Annotated in this window: 15 protein-coding genes; 9 read left to right on the forward strand and 6 right to left on the reverse strand. The window is 59.1% G+C overall.

Going from position 1 to position 17372, the window contains the following annotated elements; all coding sequences use genetic code 11:
• Positions 1 to 220 precede the first annotated feature (220 nt).
• The 4 genes from purM to ppx all read left to right on the forward strand — a co-directional run bounded on the left by purM (position 221) and on the right by ppx (position 5706).
• Positions 221 to 1258 carry a phosphoribosylformylglycinamidine cyclo-ligase gene (gene purM, locus DFO52_RS06450; protein ID WP_133549752.1) on the forward strand — a complete coding sequence of 346 codons (1038 nt, stop codon included), beginning with the start codon at positions 221 to 223 and terminating at the stop codon, positions 1256 to 1258.
• Positions 1255 to 1896, forward strand: coding sequence for a phosphoribosylglycinamide formyltransferase (purN, locus tag DFO52_RS06455; protein WP_023308771.1), 642 nt, complete (start codon positions 1255 to 1257; stop codon positions 1894 to 1896). The genes purM and purN overlap by 4 nt, the downstream gene beginning before the upstream one ends.
• Positions 1897 to 2103: 207 nt before the next feature.
• Positions 2104 to 4164 (forward strand): polyphosphate kinase 1, encoded by a 2061-nt coding sequence (gene ppk1, locus DFO52_RS06460; protein WP_029739960.1) that lies wholly within the window; start codon positions 2104 to 2106, stop codon positions 4162 to 4164.
• Between the two features lie 3 nt (positions 4165 to 4167).
• Positions 4168 to 5706: an exopolyphosphatase gene (ppx, locus tag DFO52_RS06465; protein WP_023308773.1), complete on the forward strand. Its 1539-nt coding sequence runs from the start codon at positions 4168 to 4170 to the stop codon at positions 5704 to 5706.
• A 4-nt stretch (positions 5707 to 5710) separates the two neighbouring features.
• Here the strand turns inward: ppx and DFO52_RS06470 are convergent, their stop codons facing one another.
• Positions 5711 to 7951, reverse strand: coding sequence for an EAL domain-containing protein (locus DFO52_RS06470; protein ID WP_133549754.1), 2241 nt, complete (start codon positions 7949 to 7951; stop codon positions 5711 to 5713).
• Positions 7952 to 8321: 370 nt separating this feature from the next.
• Between DFO52_RS06470 and DFO52_RS06475 the strand changes: the two genes are divergently transcribed.
• The gene (locus DFO52_RS06475) at positions 8322 to 8492 is read left to right on the forward strand and encodes a YfgG family protein (RefSeq protein ID WP_023333002.1); all 171 of its coding nucleotides are present in this window, start codon (positions 8322 to 8324) and stop codon (positions 8490 to 8492) included.
• On the opposite strand, the gene DFO52_RS06480 is transcribed toward DFO52_RS06475, so the two are convergent.
• Positions 8489 to 9379, reverse strand: a complete 891-nt coding sequence (locus tag DFO52_RS06480; RefSeq protein ID WP_133549756.1) for a LysR family transcriptional regulator — start codon at positions 9377 to 9379, stop codon at positions 8489 to 8491. The two genes, DFO52_RS06475 and DFO52_RS06480, sit on opposite strands and share 4 nt — an antisense overlap.
• Before the next feature lie 97 nt (positions 9380 to 9476).
• Here DFO52_RS06480 and DFO52_RS06485 point away from each other — a divergent pair, with 97 nt between their 5' ends.
• Genes DFO52_RS06485 through DFO52_RS06495 form a run of 3 tightly spaced genes read left to right on the forward strand, consistent with a single transcriptional unit; the run spans position 9477 to position 11979 of the window.
• A complete protein-coding gene (locus tag DFO52_RS06485; RefSeq protein WP_133549758.1) occupies positions 9477 to 10706 on the forward strand; it encodes an MFS transporter in 1230 nt (409 codons plus the stop codon).
• Between the two features lie 50 nt (positions 10707 to 10756).
• Positions 10757 to 11224 (forward strand): DUF6130 family protein, encoded by a 468-nt coding sequence (locus tag DFO52_RS06490; protein ID WP_029739955.1) that lies wholly within the window; start codon positions 10757 to 10759, stop codon positions 11222 to 11224.
• 11 nt (positions 11225 to 11235) lie between these two features.
• Complete coding sequence (locus DFO52_RS06495) at positions 11236 to 11979, forward strand: alpha/beta hydrolase (RefSeq protein ID WP_133549760.1); 744 nt, start codon at positions 11236 to 11238, stop codon at positions 11977 to 11979.
• A 10-nt stretch (positions 11980 to 11989) separates the two neighbouring features.
• Here DFO52_RS06495 and DFO52_RS06500 read toward each other — a convergent pair whose 3' ends face one another.
• Positions 11990 to 12436 carry a helix-turn-helix domain-containing protein gene (locus DFO52_RS06500; protein ID WP_208110468.1) on the reverse strand — a complete coding sequence of 149 codons (447 nt, stop codon included), beginning with the start codon at positions 12434 to 12436 and terminating at the stop codon, positions 11990 to 11992.
• Positions 12437 to 12548: 112 nt separating this feature from the next.
• Between DFO52_RS06500 and DFO52_RS06505 the strand changes: the two genes are divergently transcribed.
• Positions 12549 to 13763: an MFS transporter gene (locus tag DFO52_RS06505; RefSeq protein ID WP_133549762.1), complete on the forward strand. Its 1215-nt coding sequence runs from the start codon at positions 12549 to 12551 to the stop codon at positions 13761 to 13763.
• Here the strand turns inward: DFO52_RS06505 and iolB are convergent.
• The 3 genes from iolB to iolC are packed head-to-tail and all read right to left on the reverse strand — an operon-like array spanning position 13729 to position 17369.
• The gene (iolB, locus tag DFO52_RS06510; RefSeq protein ID WP_133549764.1) at positions 13729 to 14553 is read right to left on the reverse strand and encodes a 5-deoxy-glucuronate isomerase; all 825 of its coding nucleotides are present in this window, start codon (positions 14551 to 14553) and stop codon (positions 13729 to 13731) included. The two genes, DFO52_RS06505 and iolB, sit on opposite strands and share 35 nt — an antisense overlap.
• A 9-nt stretch (positions 14554 to 14562) precedes the next feature.
• Complete coding sequence (iolE, locus tag DFO52_RS06515) at positions 14563 to 15453, reverse strand: myo-inosose-2 dehydratase (RefSeq protein WP_047647087.1); 891 nt, start codon at positions 15451 to 15453, stop codon at positions 14563 to 14565.
• Positions 15454 to 15464: 11 nt separating this feature from the next.
• On the reverse strand, positions 15465 to 17369 hold the full coding sequence (gene iolC, locus DFO52_RS06520; RefSeq protein ID WP_133549766.1) for a 5-dehydro-2-deoxygluconokinase: 1905 nt from the start codon (positions 17367 to 17369) through the stop codon (positions 15465 to 15467).
• Positions 17370 to 17372: the final 3 nt, after the last annotated feature.

Genomic DNA, 17372 nt, shown 5'->3' on the forward strand with positions numbered 1-17372 from the left:
AACCGGTTTCAGTTCGATGATGTGCAAAGGGCATAGCTGTTGCAAGCAGTTCTCAGAAACCGGTTTCATTTTCGTGAACAGAGTCAAGTTTGGCTGCATTCACGAGGCACACAGAAAAAAAGATCCCCACGCCCAGAATAGGCTCGCAAACGTTTGCCTGGACTGTTAGAATTGCGCCGATTTTTCTTACTAGCTATGCAATCGCGTGGGGATTTAAGCCGTGACCAACAAAACTTCTCTCAGCTACAAAGATGCCGGTGTTGATATTGACGCAGGTAATGCGCTGGTTGACCGAATCAAAGGTGTGGTGAAAAAAACCCGCCGCCCGGAAGTGATGGGTGGTCTGGGTGGATTCGGCGCACTGTGCGCGCTGCCGCAAAAATATCGTGAACCTGTTCTGGTCTCGGGTACCGACGGTGTAGGCACTAAACTGCGCCTGGCGATGGATTTAAAACGTCACGACACGATCGGTATCGATCTGGTCGCTATGTGCGTGAATGACCTGGTGGTACAGGGCGCAGAGCCGCTGTTCTTCCTCGATTACTACGCGACCGGCAAACTGGACGTGGATACCGCAGCCAGCGTGATTAACGGTATCGCCGAAGGCTGCCTGCAGTCCGGCTGTGCGCTGGTCGGTGGTGAAACCGCGGAAATGCCGGGCATGTATCACGGCGAAGATTATGACGTCGCGGGCTTCTGCGTCGGCGTAGTAGAAAAATCAGAAATTATCGACGGCAGCAAAGTGGCCGATGGCGATGTGCTGATCGCGCTGGCTTCCAGCGGACCGCACTCCAACGGCTACTCCCTGGTGCGTAAAATCCTCGAAGTGAGCGGCTGTGACCCGCTGACGACCGAGCTTGACGGTAAACCGCTGGCTGACCATCTGCTGGCGCCGACCCGCATCTACGTGAAAAACGTGCTTGAGCTTATCGAGAACGTCGACGTTCACGCTATCGCTCACCTGACCGGCGGCGGCTTCTGGGAAAACATCCCGCGCGTCCTGCCGGATAACACCCAGGCGGTGATCGACGAATCGTCATGGCAGTGGCCAGCCGTGTTTAACTGGCTGCGGACCGCGGGCAACGTGAGCTCTCACGAAATGTACCGCACCTTTAACTGCGGCGTGGGCATGGTTATCGCCCTGCCGGCAAGCGAAGCGGATAAAGCGGTTAAGCTGCTGACTGAAAAAGGTGAAAACGCGTGGAAAATCGGTACGATTAAAGCCTCCGATTCCGAACAGCGTGTGGTCATTGAATGAAAAACATCGTGGTGCTCATTTCCGGCAACGGAAGCAATTTGCAGGCCATCATAGACGCCTGCAAACAGAAGAAAATCAATGGCACCATTCGGGCAGTTTTCAGCAACAAGGCCGACGCGTTCGGCCTTGAGCGCGCGCGGGAAGCGAACATTCCCGCGCACGCGCTGGAAGCCAGCCAGTTCGCCGGGCGTGAAGCCTTTGACCGCGAGCTGGTGCATGAGATTGATGCCTACGCGCCGGACGTGGTCGTGCTGGCGGGTTATATGCGTATTCTGAGCCCGGCCTTCGTCGAACACTTTGCTGGTCGTCTGCTGAATATCCACCCTTCCCTGCTGCCAAAATATCCCGGCCTGCATACCCATCGTCAGGTTCTGGAAAACGGCGATGAGGAGCACGGTACCTCCGTGCATTTCGTTACCGACGAGCTGGACGGCGGCCCGGTGATCCTGCAGGCGAAAGTTCCGGTCTTTGACGGCGACAGCGAAGAAGACGTGACCGAACGCGTGCAGACCCAGGAACACGCCATTTACCCGCTGGTGGTCAGCTGGTTTGTCGACGGGCGTCTCGAGATGCGCGACGGCGCAGCCTGGCTGGACGGCGTGAAGCTCCCCCCGCAGGGTTATGCGGCGGAAGAGTAGTTTGTTATGTCGGGTGGCGCTGCTGCGCTTACCCGACCTGTACATTGCATTACCCGATATCCCCTTCTCCAACCTTCTAAAATCCCCAACAAAAAAAATAACTGTCATACTTTTCTGGCACTGTTGGACATATCGTGGAAATGCTCGCCATAATAAGGACGAGACGGATTTACCACGTCCTGTGATTGAACTGGAGTGTGAGCTGTAATGGGTCAGGAAAAGTTATATATCGAGAAAGAGCTAAGCTGGTTAGCATTTAACGAACGTGTACTCCAGGAAGCGGCAGACAAAAGTAACCCGCTGATCGAGCGCATGCGTTTTTTGGGCATTTATTCCAACAACCTGGATGAGTTCTACAAGGTTCGCTTTGCCGAGCTGAAAAGACGCATCATCATCAGCGAAGAACAGGGCTTAAACTCGCACTCGCGGCATCTGCTGGGCAAAATCCAGTCCCGCGTGCTGAAAGCCGATCAGGAATTTGACGGCCTGTATAACGAACTGCTGCTGGAGATGGCGCGCAATCAAATCTTCCTGATTAACGAACGCCAGCTTTCCGTTAACCAACAAAACTGGCTGCGCCACTACTTCAAACACTACCTGCGCCAGCACATTACCCCGATTCTGATCAACCGCGAAACCGATCTGGTACAGTTCCTGAAAGATGACTACACCTACCTGGCGGTGGAAATTATTCGCGGTGATTCCATCCGTTACGCGCTGCTGGAGATCCCGTCCGACAAGGTGCCGCGCTTTGTGAACCTGCCGCCGGAAACCCCGCGCAGACGCAAGCCGATGATCCTGCTGGATAACATCCTGCGCTACTGTCTGGACGACATCTTCAAAGGCTTCTTCGATTACGATGCGTTAAATGCCTATTCGATGAAGATGACCCGTGACGCCGAATATGACCTGGTGCACGAGATGGAAGCCAGCCTGATGGAACTGATGTCCTCCAGCCTAAAACAGCGCCTGACGGCCGAGCCGGTGCGCTTTGTCTATCAGCGCGATATGCCGGACGCCATGGTGGAGATGCTGCGCGATAAACTGACCATTTCGCGCTATGACTCCATCGTGCCGGGCGGTCGTTACCACAACTTTAAAGACTTTATTGGCTTCCCGAACGTCGGCAAAGCCAATCTGGTGAACAAGCCGCTGCCGCGCCTGCGCCATCTGTGGTTCGATAAATTCCGCAACGGATTCGACGCCATTCGCGAACGCGACGTGCTGCTTTACTATCCGTATCACACGTTTGAGCACGTGCTCGAACTGCTGCGTCAGGCCTCGTTCGATCCGAGCGTGCTGGCGATCAAAATCAACATCTACCGCGTGGCAAAAGATTCCCGCATCATCGACGCGATGATCCATGCGGCGCACAACGCCAAAAAAGTCACCGTGGTGGTTGAGCTGCAGGCGCGCTTCGACGAAGAGGCCAACATTCACTGGGCGCGCCGTCTGACGGAAGCCGGTGTGCACGTCATCTTCTCCGCGCCGGGGCTAAAAATTCACGCCAAGCTGTTCCTCATCTCCCGCAAAGAGGGCGACGATGTGGTGCGTTATGCCCACATCGGTACCGGGAACTTTAACGAGAAAACGGCGCGAATTTATACCGACTACTCGCTCTTAACCGCCGACGCCCGCATCACTAACGAAGTGCGCCGGGTCTTTAACTTTATCGAAAACCCGTACCGTCCGGTGAGCTTTGACTATCTGCTGGTCTCACCGCAGAACTCGCGCCGCCTGCTGTACGATATGATCGATAAAGAGATCGCCAATGCCCAGAAAGGGCTGTCGTCCGGCATCACGCTGAAGCTTAACAACCTGGTCGACAAAGGGCTGGTGGACAGGCTGTACGCGGCATCCAGCTCCGGCGTGCCGGTTAACCTGCTAATCCGCGGCATGTGCTCGCTGATCCCGGAACTGGAAGGCATCAGCGACAATATTCGCGTAATCAGCATTGTTGACCGTTACCTGGAACACGATCGGATCTATATTTTTGATAATGCGGGTGATAAACAGGTCTATCTCTCTTCGGCAGACTGGATGACGCGCAATATTGACTACCGTATTGAAGTCGCGGCACCGCTGCTGGATCCGCGTCTGAAGCAGCAGATCCTCGACATCATCGAGATTCTGTTCAGCGATACCGTGAAAGCACGCTATATCGACAAAGAACTCAGTAACCGCTATGTGCCGCGCGGCAACCGCCGCAAAGTGCGGTCGCAACTGGCGATTTACGACTATATCAAATCACTCGAGCAACCCGATTAACCTATGCCGATAAATGATAAGACCCCACGCCCGCAGGAATTCGCCGCGGTCGACCTTGGCTCTAACAGTTTCCACATGGTCATCGCCCGTGAGGTGGATGGCGCGCTGCAGATCATCGGTCGTCTGAAGCAGCGCGTACACCTGGCGGATGGTCTTGATGAACGCAGCATGCTCAGCGAAGAGGCGATGGAGCGCGGGTTAAACTGCCTGTCGCTGTTTGCTGAACGCCTGCAGGGCTTCTCGCCCTCCAGCGTGTGCATCGTGGGCACCCACACACTGCGCCAGGCCCTGAACGCCCCGGAGTTTCTCAAGCGGGCCGAAAAGGTGATCCCCTACCCGATTGAGATCATCTCCGGCAACGAGGAAGCGCGTCTGATTTTCATGGGCGTTGAGCACACCCAGCCAGAAAAAGGGCGCAAGCTGGTTATCGATATCGGCGGTGGCTCAACGGAGCTGGTAATCGGCGAAGACTTTGAGCCGCGCCTGGTGGAAAGCCGCCGTATGGGCTGCGTCAGCTTCGCGCAGATGTATTTCCCGGGCGGCACCATCACCCGCGAGAACTTCCAGCGCGCGCGTATGGCGGCTGTCCAGAAGCTGGAAAATTTGGCCTGGCAGTACCGTATTCAGGGCTGGAACGTGGCGCTGGGCGCGTCGGGCACCATCAAGGCGGCGCATGAAGTGCTGCTGGCGATGGGTGAAAAAGACGGGTTCATCACGCCCGAACGCCTGACGTTGCTGACCGAAGAAGTGCTGAAGCATAAAAGTTTTGACGCCTTAAGCCTGCCGGGTCTTTCCGACGAGCGTAAAGCGGTATTCGTGCCGGGGCTGGCTATTCTCTGCGGCGTGTTTGATGCCCTCGCCATAAAAGAGCTGCGTCTGTCGGACGGCGCGCTGCGTGAAGGCGTGCTGTATGAGATGGAAGGCCGTTTCCGCCATCAGGATATTCGCAGCCGCACCGCGCAAAGCCTGGCCAACCAGTACAACATTGACCGTGAACAGGCGAAGCGCGTGCTGGACACCACGGTGCAGATGTACGAACAGTGGCAGGAGCAGAATCCGAAGCTCGCGCACCCGCAGCTTGCCGCGCTGTTGAAATGGGCCGCGATGCTGCACGAGGTGGGGCTGAACATCAACCACAGCGGGATGCACCGCCATTCGGCCTATATTCTGCAAAACAGCGATCTGCCTGGCTTCAACCAGGAGCAGCAAACCATGATGGCGACCCTGGTGCGTTATCACCGCAAAGCCATCAAGCTCGACGACCTGCCGCGCTTTACGCTGTTCAAGAAAAAACAGTTCCTGCCGCTTATTCAGCTGCTGCGTCTGGGCGTGCTGCTCAATAACCAGCGTCAGGCGACAACGACGCCCCCAACGTTAAAACTGAAAACAGACGACCATCACTGGACGCTGAGCTTCCCGCACGACTGGTTTAGCCAGAACGCGCTGGTCCTGCTGGATCTGGAAAAAGAGCAGCAGTACTGGGAAGCGGTCACCGGCTGGCTGCTCAAAATTGAAGAAGAGAGCGCCGACGTCGCCGCGTAACGGCTCAGGCGTCCGCGGTGGACGCCTCTGCCTCCAGCAGTGACTCAAGCGGTGCCGGTCTGCCAATCAGATAACCCTGCACATAATCGATGCCTAGCGCGTGAACCGCGCTACGTATCTCTTCGCTTTCGACATACTCCGCCACCACCAGCATTTTCTTCATGCGCGCCAGATGGCAGATAGACGCCACAATCTGATAATCCAGGCTGTTGTTGACGATATTGCGAATAAAGCTGCCGTCAATCTTGAGAATATCCGCGTCCACGCTTTTCAGCCGCGCATAGCTCGCATAGCCGGTGCCAAAATCATCAATCGCAATACGTACCCCCATTTTCTGCAGCTGCCGGAGGATGTGTAGCGCCTGCTCCGCATTGCAAAAGGTGCTGCACTCCGTCACTTCAAAGATCAGCTGCCACGGCTCAATGGCGTATTTCGCCAGCAGGCGACTCACCTCAAGCGGAAACTGCACCCGACACACGGTCGACGGGGCCAGATTAATGGCAAAGCGCTGGCCGGGCAGTCTTTCGCGATGCGCGGCGAGGAAGCGCAGGGTGTGCTCCAGCACCCACAAATCTACCCGCGAAGACAGACCAAACTCCTGCGCGACGGGCAGGAACTGGTCGGGGGAGATCAATAGCCCGTTTACATCCGGCATCCGGAGCAGGACTTCGTGATAGCAATCGCCACGCAGGCCGCGAACGGGTTGAACCAGCAGGGTGAATTCGTCGTTATCAAGCGCCTTTTGCAGGCGGCTCATCATCGCGACTTTATCCTTCAGGTTGCGCTGCAAATGGACGGCCCCACGCTGCTGAAGATTTTCCGGATGGTTAGAGGAGAGCGACAGGTCGGCAACCACGCCCAGCTCGCCCAGCACCAGATAAAGATGGTTAACCGGGGACCGGACATAGCAATAGCTCACGCCCACCTGCGGCTGCAGCGGCATGCCGTCCCAGACAAAGCGGAACTGCTTGATATGCTCGTCCAGGGCTTCAATCCGCTGCTGGTGCGATTCCGCGTTAAGTCGTACCGCCAGGTCATACCCGGTCAGGTGATACACCAGCTCATTGGGCTGGAGAATGCCATTCACCCACTGCGCCAGCTGCTGCTTGTACTGAATCCTCAGCAACACGCCGTAATTTCGGCCCAGAATTTCCAGCTCCGGAATGCGCAGCAGGCAGAGCGCCGACCACGGGTTTTTCGCCAGATCGCGCGACAGCGCCCGCAGGTTAGGCATATGGACGACCGGGTCGAGCAGCGCCAGCCTGCGGGAGCGTTTGTTCGCCGCGCGCTGCCGTGTTGCCAGCATCGACATATAAATCACCACGAAGGAGAAGACCAGGTAACTGGAAGAGGTGATCGCCAGCTGAATGTCATACCCCGGATTTACCGGGATATAGCGGTAAAAATAGTGAATAGACACCAGCAGTATCGGCGTCCAGATAAGCGAAATCAGCTTATAGCCAAAACGCATCGCGCCCCAGAGCATCACCGGCATCAGCAGGGAAAGAGTGTAGTTGGTGGTGAAAATGGAGCTGTTCTCATTCATCGGAATCAGCAGCAGCGAAAGCAGCCCGCCGAGCGTGATAGCCCACAGCAACAACTCAACGATCGTCACCTTTTTGTCTATCTCGGAACGGATCTGCGAGAGAAGGCTTTTGATATAGCGCGGATGTCGAAGCAGGCGGATCAGCAGATAGCTCAGCGGTACGCCCGTCAGCCCGCTGACCAGCAGCGTCTGATAGTTGATGAGCGTGCGAATGTTGAGGGGATTTAATCCTGCAAGGCTCTGACGGCTCTCATACACGCCTAAATACACCGCAAACTGAAACAGCACCAGAAACAGCGTCGCGGGGCAGAAGACTTGCCAGAAGATGCGCTGCGCCATCAGTCGCACGTCGCCGTACGCGGTCATATTCCGTCTGGGCGCAAACACCCGGTAGCCTCCCCAGCTGAGCACTAAAGGGACGACAAAATGGAGGATCCCCGCGACGGTTTCAAACATCCCGACCGACGGGTAATAGCGGATAAACAGCGACAATACGATCCCGGGCAGCGCTTCCAGGCCAAAGAACATCATCAGCGAAAGCAAAAATGAGAGGGGTAAATAATAGAGTGCCGCAATGCCGTCGCCCAGCTGCGTGAATGTATTCGCGACGCTCAGCACGGGAAGTAAAACCACAGGCAAAATAAGCGGTAATGCCCACCAGCGGTTTTCATTTTTTTTCAGGAAAGCCAGAATGTTCATAGATGCCCGGTTAAACCCCTTTCGCTCCAGAGGGAAAATAAAGACAGGCATCCAACCTGACGTACGCGCCGCCCGGCGGCATGCGGGGCGAACAGTATGGAGGAAGGATTTTAAATATCAGGGCCGGGAAGCCGTTGACTTAAATCAAACTACTTTACGCAAATAACTTTTTGCGGCGTTTTTTTGAAATTATTTTCTTCATATTATCAATATGGTAAATGCATTAATTAATTTCAATAACATTAATCAATGTAAACATTGACGGTTATTTACACACATCAGAATTGACCCCATCTTCCCGCTGTGCCTTAATATCCTTGTCGCCCAAAAGGGCTTATCCAGGAAAAACAGAGTGAGTCAGGTCACGCGTATGCGAAAACGACATCAATTTAATACCCGAATGACCCGCATCATACTGCTCATCAGCTTCCTGTTTTTCTTTGGCCGCTTCGTTTACTCTTCAATTGGCGCCTGGTACCACCATCAGGACAAAACCCAGTCGCAGCAATCCAGCCTGACCGTCGACACCGCCGATCGCTAAACAGCCGCAGGATGTTGCACGAGCCGAATAATGGCCGCGATCCCTTTGCTGAGGATTTTATCCTGCCGCATTACCACCGCCAGCTGCCGCTGCAGCATGGGCGTAAGCGACATCACGCATAGCCCTTCGCGATCGGCATCCTGTTCGACCGCCATTCGCGGCACAATACTGTAGCCCAGCCCCGCGCGAACCATGCGTTTGATCGCCTCGATGCTGCCAAGCTGCATCACCGGTGCGATCGCTAATCCATTAGCCGCAAACCAGCCATCGATCAGCGCCCGGGTACCGCTGCCTGATTCAAAGGCAATCAGCGGCTGAGCGTGCAGCGCCTCCGGGGTGAGCGTCCTGAAAGCATCCTGCTGCTCCCGCGACGCGATAAAAACAAACTCTTCGTCCATCACCGGCATGACGTCCAGCGCTCTGCCGCTCACCGGCAGCGTCACCAGCCCCATATCGAGCCGGTTCTCTTCGATGGCCCTTACGATGTCGAGGGTGTTGCCCGTCGTCACCCCCACGCTCAGGAGCGGATAGTCCTGGCGCAGCTTCTCCAGCAGCGGTGGCAGAAGATGGATGCAGGCCGTTGCCCCCGTGCCAAGCGTAATAGTGCCGCTCACATCGTGGCTGAATGCGCTCACGGACCGGATAGCGTCATCCACCGCCTGCTGAATACGCTCCCCGTGCGCCAGCAACGCCTGACCGGCAGCCGTAGCCTTAATCCCTCGTCCGGTACGCTCCACCAGCCGCGTTTGCAGAAACTGCTCCAGCTGACGTATTTGCAGGCTGACGGCGGGCTGGGAAATGCCCAGCACATCCGCTGCCGCTGAAAAGCTGCCGCGCTGGATCACCAGACGGAAGGTGGCGAGATAGCCCAGATTAAGCGATGTCATTCAAAGTTTCTCTTATACCGCGCATAAGGTTGCTGCCCTGCCAGCACAATAGCGCGCGAGTTATGCTCAGGACAACTGCATAACGGAATGAAAAACAATGGAAACACCCGCCCTGCCACGCCGCCTCGCCCTCACGGCGGGATGTAATCAGCTCATCAACTGGGGGATCTCGTTTTATATGCCCGGCACCTTTGCGCTGGCGATTTCAACCGACCGGGGATGGTCATCACCGCAGATTTACCTCGGCCTGACGCTGGCGATGCTGGTCATGGCGGCGGTTTCCCCGTTTGTCGCCCGCCTGCTGGCACGCTTTGGCGGTAAGACGGTGGTGATGAGCGGAACGTTGCTGATCGCCGCAAGCTGCGCAGGGATGGCCTATACCCAGACGCTTTTTGGCTGGTACTGCGCCTGGCTGGTCACCGGCGTCGGGATGCGCCTGTCGCTGTACGACGCGCTGTTCGCCGCGCTGGTGAACCTCTACGGGCAGCAGGCGCGAAGAACAATCTCACGCGTCACGCTGGCGGGTGGGCTGGCCTCCGCTGTCTTCTGGCCGCTGGGCGATGCCCTGCTTCAGGTGATGAGCTGGCAGGAGGCGCTGCGCGTCTATGCTCTCTTCGGCCTGCTGAGCGCGGCGCTGATAAGAACGCTTCCCCGGCAGCGGCTGACGGTGACGACAAAGGTCATCGCGCCGCCGCTGAACAACGAGCGGCGTAACGGCTGGCTTTATGCCGCCTTCATTGCCCTCATCACCTTTGTCTCTAACGGTACGTCCACCCATCTGCCGGAGTTTATTGCCCACTTCGGCCTGCCGGTCGCCATCGGCATGCTGTGGGGAGTCGGCCAGACGGGCGCTCGCTCGCTGGAAGTGCTCGCGGGTGCCTGCTTAACCCCCTTCAAACTCACCCTTTTTACCGCGCTCGCCATGCCGCTCTGCTTTCTTCTGGGGACGAGCAGCGCCCTGTTTATGTGGTGTGCAGCAGGGTTTGTGCTGGGCTACGGCGCCATCAACGGGCTGGTCACCATCGTGAAAGCCACCCTGCCGCTGGAACTGTTTAGCACCGAAAGCTATGCCCGCCGCACGGGCATGCTGCTGATCCCCGGCCAGCTGATGGCGGCAGCCTCACCGTTTGCCTATGCGTGGCTGAATAAAACGCTGGGGATCGCGGGTGCAATGTGGGTTTCAACCGGGCTGACGCTGGTGATTGCCGGGCTGGCGATAGCGATGGTGCGCCGTCCCGGCAGGCAAAGTGTATCGCACTGTATCCAGACCCCTGCGCTGACAAAGGGGTACAAAACGCCGCCTCCGGCAAATATCTCCGATACATAAAAATGGTTTTCTTTCCCTGTCGCCATTCAGAACCGATGAGGAGAGAACCCATGATCCGTCGTTATGCACTTATCCCCCTGCTTGTCCTGGCATCTGTAGCCCATGCCCGGGCCACACCGCTGGACAACCTGAGCGCCGGGGACGTTAACGGCCCCGCCGCCGTTGCGCCGCTGGCGCAGCCGCAGCCGCCTGCCAGGCTGATAGTCGATCCGCCGCTTGCCGGGCCGCTAAGCAAAGGCGCGGTGTTTATCCAGTACCGTGCCGAAAACCTTCGCATCGAGCCGGTATTCGGCCCCGAAGCGCTCAAGGTCACGCCGCGCATCGGGCACATTCACGTGGTGGTGGATGACGCGCCGTGGCACTGGGCTGACGCCAGCGGAGAGCCGGTTATCCTGGTGGGGCTGCCCGCCGGTAAACACAAGGTGACCATTATTCTGGCCGACCCGACGCATAAGCCGCTCGACCACAAAACCGTTGAATTCACCGTCCCGCCCCACGCGGCGGTCCACCATTTTTAAGGAGTCTGAAGATGAAAGCACTGTCTGTAGTGACGGCAGGCCTGCTGGCGCTTTCCGCCAGCGCCTTTGCGCAGAGTAAAACCAGCGTCGTGCTGGTGCACGGCGCGTTTGCCGACGGCAGCAGCTGGAATAAGGTGATTACCCTGTTGCAGAAGCAGCACGCCGAGGTCATTGCCGTCCAGCTCCCGCTCACCTCGCTTAAGGATGACGTTGCGGCCACGCGGCGGGCCATCGCCCGCGCCAAGGGTGACGTGGTGCTGGTGGGCCACTCCTGGGGCGGCACCGTAATTAGCGAGGCGGGCAACGATGCGCGGGTAAAATCGCTGGTGTACGTGGCGGCGTTCGCGCCGGATTCCGGTCAGTCGACGGCGGATCTGGCAGGAAGCTTCCCTGCCCCGCCGGGCAGCGCGGACATTGCTAAAACGGCGGACGGCTATTTATACCTGCCGACAGGAGCCGTCAGAAAGGACTTCGCGCCTGACGTGAAGCCAGACATTCAAGATACGATTGCCGCCACGCAGGGGCCGATTAAGGCCGAGGCGTTTGGTGAAAAGGTCGCCCACGCGGCGTGGCATGACAAACCGAGCTGGTATGTGGTCAGCAGAAATGACCGAATGATCAACCCCGATCTTGAACGGGCGATGGCGAAGACGATCCATGCGAAAACCGCCGAGGTGGCGGCAGGCCACGTGTCGATGGTGAGCCAGCCGCAGATCGTTGCCCGGACGATTGAGCAGGCGATAAGCAGTAATTAACCGGAGCGACTCATTCGATCTTCTTCACTTCCGTATCCACCGGCAGCAGCGCAGTGCCGTCATGCGCTGCTGGCGCCATAAAGGGAACCGGCCTGCCCGTCCGCCTGTCAACCAGCAGCGAGTGACGCTCGCCCTGCGCAAACAGATTTTGCTCTCCCCACTGACGCAGCGCCACGATCACGGGGAAAAGACGTTCGCCTTTGTCGGTCAGAACATATTCCTGATAAGCCGTGCCGTCCGATGCCCCCTGTAACGTCAGGATTTCTGCCTCAACCAGCTTGCGAAGCCGGTCAGAAAGGATGTTGCGCGCCACCCCAAGGCTGCGCTGAAAATCCCCGAAGCGCGTCATGCCGTCAAACGCATTACGCACAATAAGAAGCGACCAGCGATCCCCGAGCAGGTCAACGCTGCGGGCAACGGGACAATATTCCTCTTTTACCGTATTTCGGGACATCACCTGTTTTCCTCGCAAAGGCCACCCTATAACTAGTTGCATTTTAAAACTGCTTAGCCTAGCATTCAACCAGTTTCATTTTAAAACCAGGTTATCACAGGCGAGGATTTTGAATATGTCACTGACGTCAGCTCTTCCTTCAGCCGACATGCCGCGCAGCATGGTCTGGCTGTTCGCCACCGCCAGCGGCCTAAGCGTGGCAAACGTCTATTACGCCCAGCCTTTGCTTGACGCGCTGGCGAACGATTTCGGCATCAGCCATGCGGCCGTGGGTGGCGTGGTGACCGCGACACAAATTGGCTGCGCGCTGGCTCTTTTGCTTGTCGTTCCTCTGGGTGACAAAGTGGATCGTCGACGACTCATGGCAGTACAGCTGATTGCTCTGGTGGTGGCGCTGGTTTCCGTCAGCATGGCACAGTCCTCTTCAGCGCTGCTGATCGGTATGCTTGCGACCGGTATGTTGGGCACGGCCATGACGCAGGGGCTGATCGCCTACGCAGCCAGCGCCGCGTCGCCCCATGAACAGGGACGCGTTGTCGGCGCGGCACAGGGCGGCGTGTTTATAGGTTTGCTGCTCGCTCGCGTCTTTGCCGGTGGCATCAGCGATATCGCTGGCTGGCGCGGGGTTTATCTTTGTGCTGCCGCGCTCATGCTCATGATTGCGTTACCTCTGTGGTGGCGACTCCCCGCCCTGCCAGCCGTCACTGCCACGATGAGCTATCCGCGCCTGATTGGCTCAATGCTCACGCTGCTGCGGCAGGAAAAAGTGCTGCAGATACGCGGCGTGCTGGCGCTGCTGATGTTTGCATCGTTCAACATTTTCTGGAGCGCGCTGGTGCTGCCGCTGAGCGCACCGCCGTTTAACTTTTCGCATACAGCGATTGGCGCGTTTGGACTGGCTGGCGCGGTGGGCGCGCTGGCGGCTGGCCGGGCAGGACGCTGGGCCGATCGGGGATATGCCCAACGTACCAGCGCGGCGGCGCTGAGTATCTTACTGTTAGCCTGGTGGCCCTTGTCGCTGATGGACCGTTCACTCGGGATCTTGCTTATCGGCATCATACTGCTCGATTTGGGCGGTCAGGCGCTGCACGTCACTAATCAGAGCATGATTTTCCGCACCCGTCCCGAGGCGCACAGCCGGCTGGTCGGGCTTTACATGCTGTTTTATGCCGTCGGCAGCGGGCTCGGCGCGCTCGGCACAACGATGACGTATGCCTGTGCCGGCTGGCCGGGCGTCTGCCTGCTTGGCGCCTCGGTCAGCCTGCTGGCGCTGGTGTTCTGGTGGCTAACCCGCGCTAGCCACCGCTGTCCGCGGGATAATCCCGATTAATCCACGCGTGGTCCTCTTCCCAGGTGAACATCCATTTGCGCACCGGCCCCGCCATCACGTTGAGGTAGTAGCTGTCATATCCGGCCATCGTCGCGACCGGGTGGTAGCCCTTCGGCACCATCACCACGTCACGGTTATAGACCGCCATACACTCATCCAGCGTTCTGTCGTCGGTGTAAACGCGCTGCATGCAGAACCCCTGCTCCGGGTTCAGGCGATGGTAGTAAGTCTCCTCCAGATAGGTTTCCTGCGGCGGGTTATCCGTGTCGTGCTTGTGGCTCGGGTACGAGCTGGTGCAGCCCTCACTGGTCCACACCTCCACCACCAGCAGGCTGTCGGCGGGCCTGTCTTCCGGCAGAATGTTGTGCACGTAGCGCTGGTTGTTGCCTTTGCCGCGCGCCTCGCCGTCGATATCCTGCGGCGCAATCAGCCGCGTCGGATACGTGCCCTTGCCCGGCGCGGCGCAGACCGCCAGCTCCAGCTTCGTCAGCGCCTTCACCTGCACCGTCTCCTGCGGGGCGACGTAAACCGCCCACGACTTGATGCGCTCGAACGGGCTCATCCGCTCGCCGATGTCGTTAAACTGCGCGGAAGGCGTGCGGATGGAGGCCCGCCCGGCCACCAGCACCAGGCAGCGCTCTTCGCTGACGGCGGGCAGCGTCAGCGTCTGCCCCTCCTGCAGCTCATACGCCTCAAAGCCGACGTAGCCCCACCCCGCGCTTTCCGGCGTGACGGACTGGGTGCGCCCCTCCGCGTTTGGCTGCTGCCAGCGTGATAACAGACGTGACATGTTCCCTCCTTAAATCAGTCCGGCGTCGCGCGCCAGGCGGCTCAGGTTGTTATACCCCAGACGGGCGTAGGTCAGGGGATGGGCAATCGCCGGATCCTGCTCCGCCTCGACCACCAGCCAGCCGTGATAATCCTGGGCCTTCAGCAGCCGCATAATCGGCGGGTAATCGACGCAGCCGTCGCCCGGCACGGTAAACACGCCGCTCAGCACCGCATCGAGGAAGCTGGTTTTGCGGTTTTTCACGTCCGCCAGCACGTCGGCACGCACGTCTTTACAGTGAACGTGGTTGATGCGCGACGCCCAGCGCTGCGCCACCGCCAGCGGATCGGCCCCGGCAAAGGTGAGATGGCCGGTATCCAGCAGCAATCCGACCGCCTCCCCGGTGTGGATCATCAGGTTGTCCACGTCCTCGGCGGACTCAATGACCGTGCCCATATGGTGATGGTAGGCAATCTGCACGCCCTGCTGCTGCGTATAGCGGGCAAATTCGGTGAGCTTCTCGCCGTACTCCTTCCAGCGTTCCTGCGGGAAGCGCGGGCGCAGATGCACCGGAGTCTGCTGCTCGCCGTGAATGCAGCCGCTCACTTCCGCAAAGACCAGCACCTTCGCCCCCAGCTCGCGCAGCAGCGTCAGATGCGACTGCACGGCGGCGATCTCCTCCTCCACGCTGCGCTCCAGCAGGCGGCCGGAGTACCAGCCGGAGACCAGCTGCAGGTCGTGGCGCTGCAGGATAGGGCCAAGCAGGCGCGCTTCGCGCGGGAATTTATTGCCCAGCTCGAAGCCGGCAAAACCGGCCTCTTTCCCTTCGCTCAGACAGGTCTCCAGCGACGTCTCCGCGCCGAGAGAAGGCAGATCGTCGTTCGTCCACGTCAGCGGGTTAATGCCTAATTGCACACTCATTGTCGTCTCCATTATGCGTGTCCGCGCTCGCGCCACCAGGCGATAAGCTGCAGGTAGTTGTCCCGGATGCGCGCCACCAGCTGCGCATCGTCAATATCGTGCTTCAGCCACGCGCGGGAGGCATCGCCAAACAGCGTGCGCCCCACGGCGAAGCCTTTTACTACCGCCTGCCCCGCTGCGGCTTTGAAGTCGGCGCGCAGCTGTTCCGCCGGAGCGTCCAGGCCGAGGATCACCACCCCGCGGCAGTGCGGGTCCCGACGTTCGATAATCTCGCTCAGCGCCGTCCAGCCGTCGGCCGAGAGCGGCGGCAGCTTCCACCAGTCCGGGTAAATACCCAGGTTGTAGAAGCGGGAGATAGCGCGCAGGTAGAGCTCGTCGCTGCGCGGCATGGTCGCGGGCAGGATCACCTCCAGCAGCAGCTCGTGCCCGGACCGGCAGCAGGCGTGGTACACCTCGGCGATTTTCTGCTCCTGCTCCAGGCGCAGGCCGTGGGCATCTTCAGGGTGGAAGAAGACCAGGCACTTCACCACGTGCTCCTGCGGCCAGCTGATAAGCTGGGTGCCGATGTTGCCGTGCTCCATCTCCAGCGGCCGGGAGCCCGGCAGCTCGATGGGACGGCCAATCCACCACCCTTCCCCGGTGATCGCGTTCAGCGCGTCCTGACCAAAGGTGCCGTCGCACAGCAGACCGGCTTTGCCCTCCAGCCCGGCGCGGCTCGCCGCCTCGCGGCTGGCCTGCAGGATCAGCTGTTTCAGCGCCGGAATGCGCTTAAGCGACGCTCCGCACTGCATCGCCATATCCTCAAGCTGGCTGCGGTGGTCGAAGGCCATCACGCACAGCTCCGGCCATTCGCGGCGACGCGTGGTCACCCGGTGGAGATGGTTAAGACGCGGGTCGAGATCCGGGCGCGGCACGTTCGCAGCGCGGGAAAGATAGTCATCCAGCTCGATTTTGCTCGGCATCGCCGGGGCGCAGCCGTGGCGCGAGACCACCAGCGCGCCGCAGGCGTTGGCGTAGCGGCACGCCTGCTCCCAGCCCTCGTCGTTCAGGTAGCCGCGCAGCAGGCCGGACATAAACGCGTCCCCCGCCCCGAGGACGTTCAGCACCTCCACGCGCACGCCGGTCACCGTCAGGCCGTCGTCCAGCCGGGACGGAATGGCGTCGATATAGACCGAGCAGCCGAGCGCGCCGCGTTTGCAGACCAGCGCAGCGTCACTGACGGCGCGCACCTGCTCCAGCGCCTGGAGGGTATCCGTGCTGCCGCCCGCAATGTGAAACTCCTCCTCGGTGCCGACAATGACGTCGAAGAGGTGCAGAACCTCCTGCAGCTCGCGGGTGACCTTATCGGCGGCGATAAAGCGCGTTTCGCCGTCGCCTAAGGCGGTCAGCCCCCACAGCACCGGACGGTAGTCGATGTCCAGTACCGTGCGTACGCCGTGACGGCGGGCATAGCCCAGCGCCGTCAGCACCGCCTCGCGGGTCTGCGGATGAGAAAGGTGGGTCCCGGTGATGGCAAGACAACGTGCGGAGGCAATGTAGCTTTCGTCCACATCGCTGGCGGTAATCGCCATATCCGCGCAGTTATCGCGATAAAAAATCAGTGGAAAGGTGTCCCGGTCTTTAATGCCGAGCAGCACCAGCGCCGTAAGGCGTTGTTTATCGGTAATCAGATGGCTGGTATCGCAGCCCACCTGGTTGAGTTCTTCCCTCAGGAAGCGGCCCATATGTTCATCGCCGACGCGCGCCAGCATCGACGAGCGTAAACCCTGACGCGCGGTGCCGTACGCCACGTTACCCGATGACCCGCCGAGGTATTTGGCGAAGCTCGACGCGTCCTCCAGACGGGCACCAATCTGCTGGCTGTAGAGGTCTACCGCCACGCGGCCCATGCATATCACATCAAACTGCTTTTCCACGTT

Origin of the sequence: Enterobacter sp. AG326, from assembly GCF_004362415.1 — a bacterium.
Taxonomy (GTDB): domain Bacteria; phylum Pseudomonadota; class Gammaproteobacteria; order Enterobacterales; family Enterobacteriaceae; genus Enterobacter; species Enterobacter asburiae.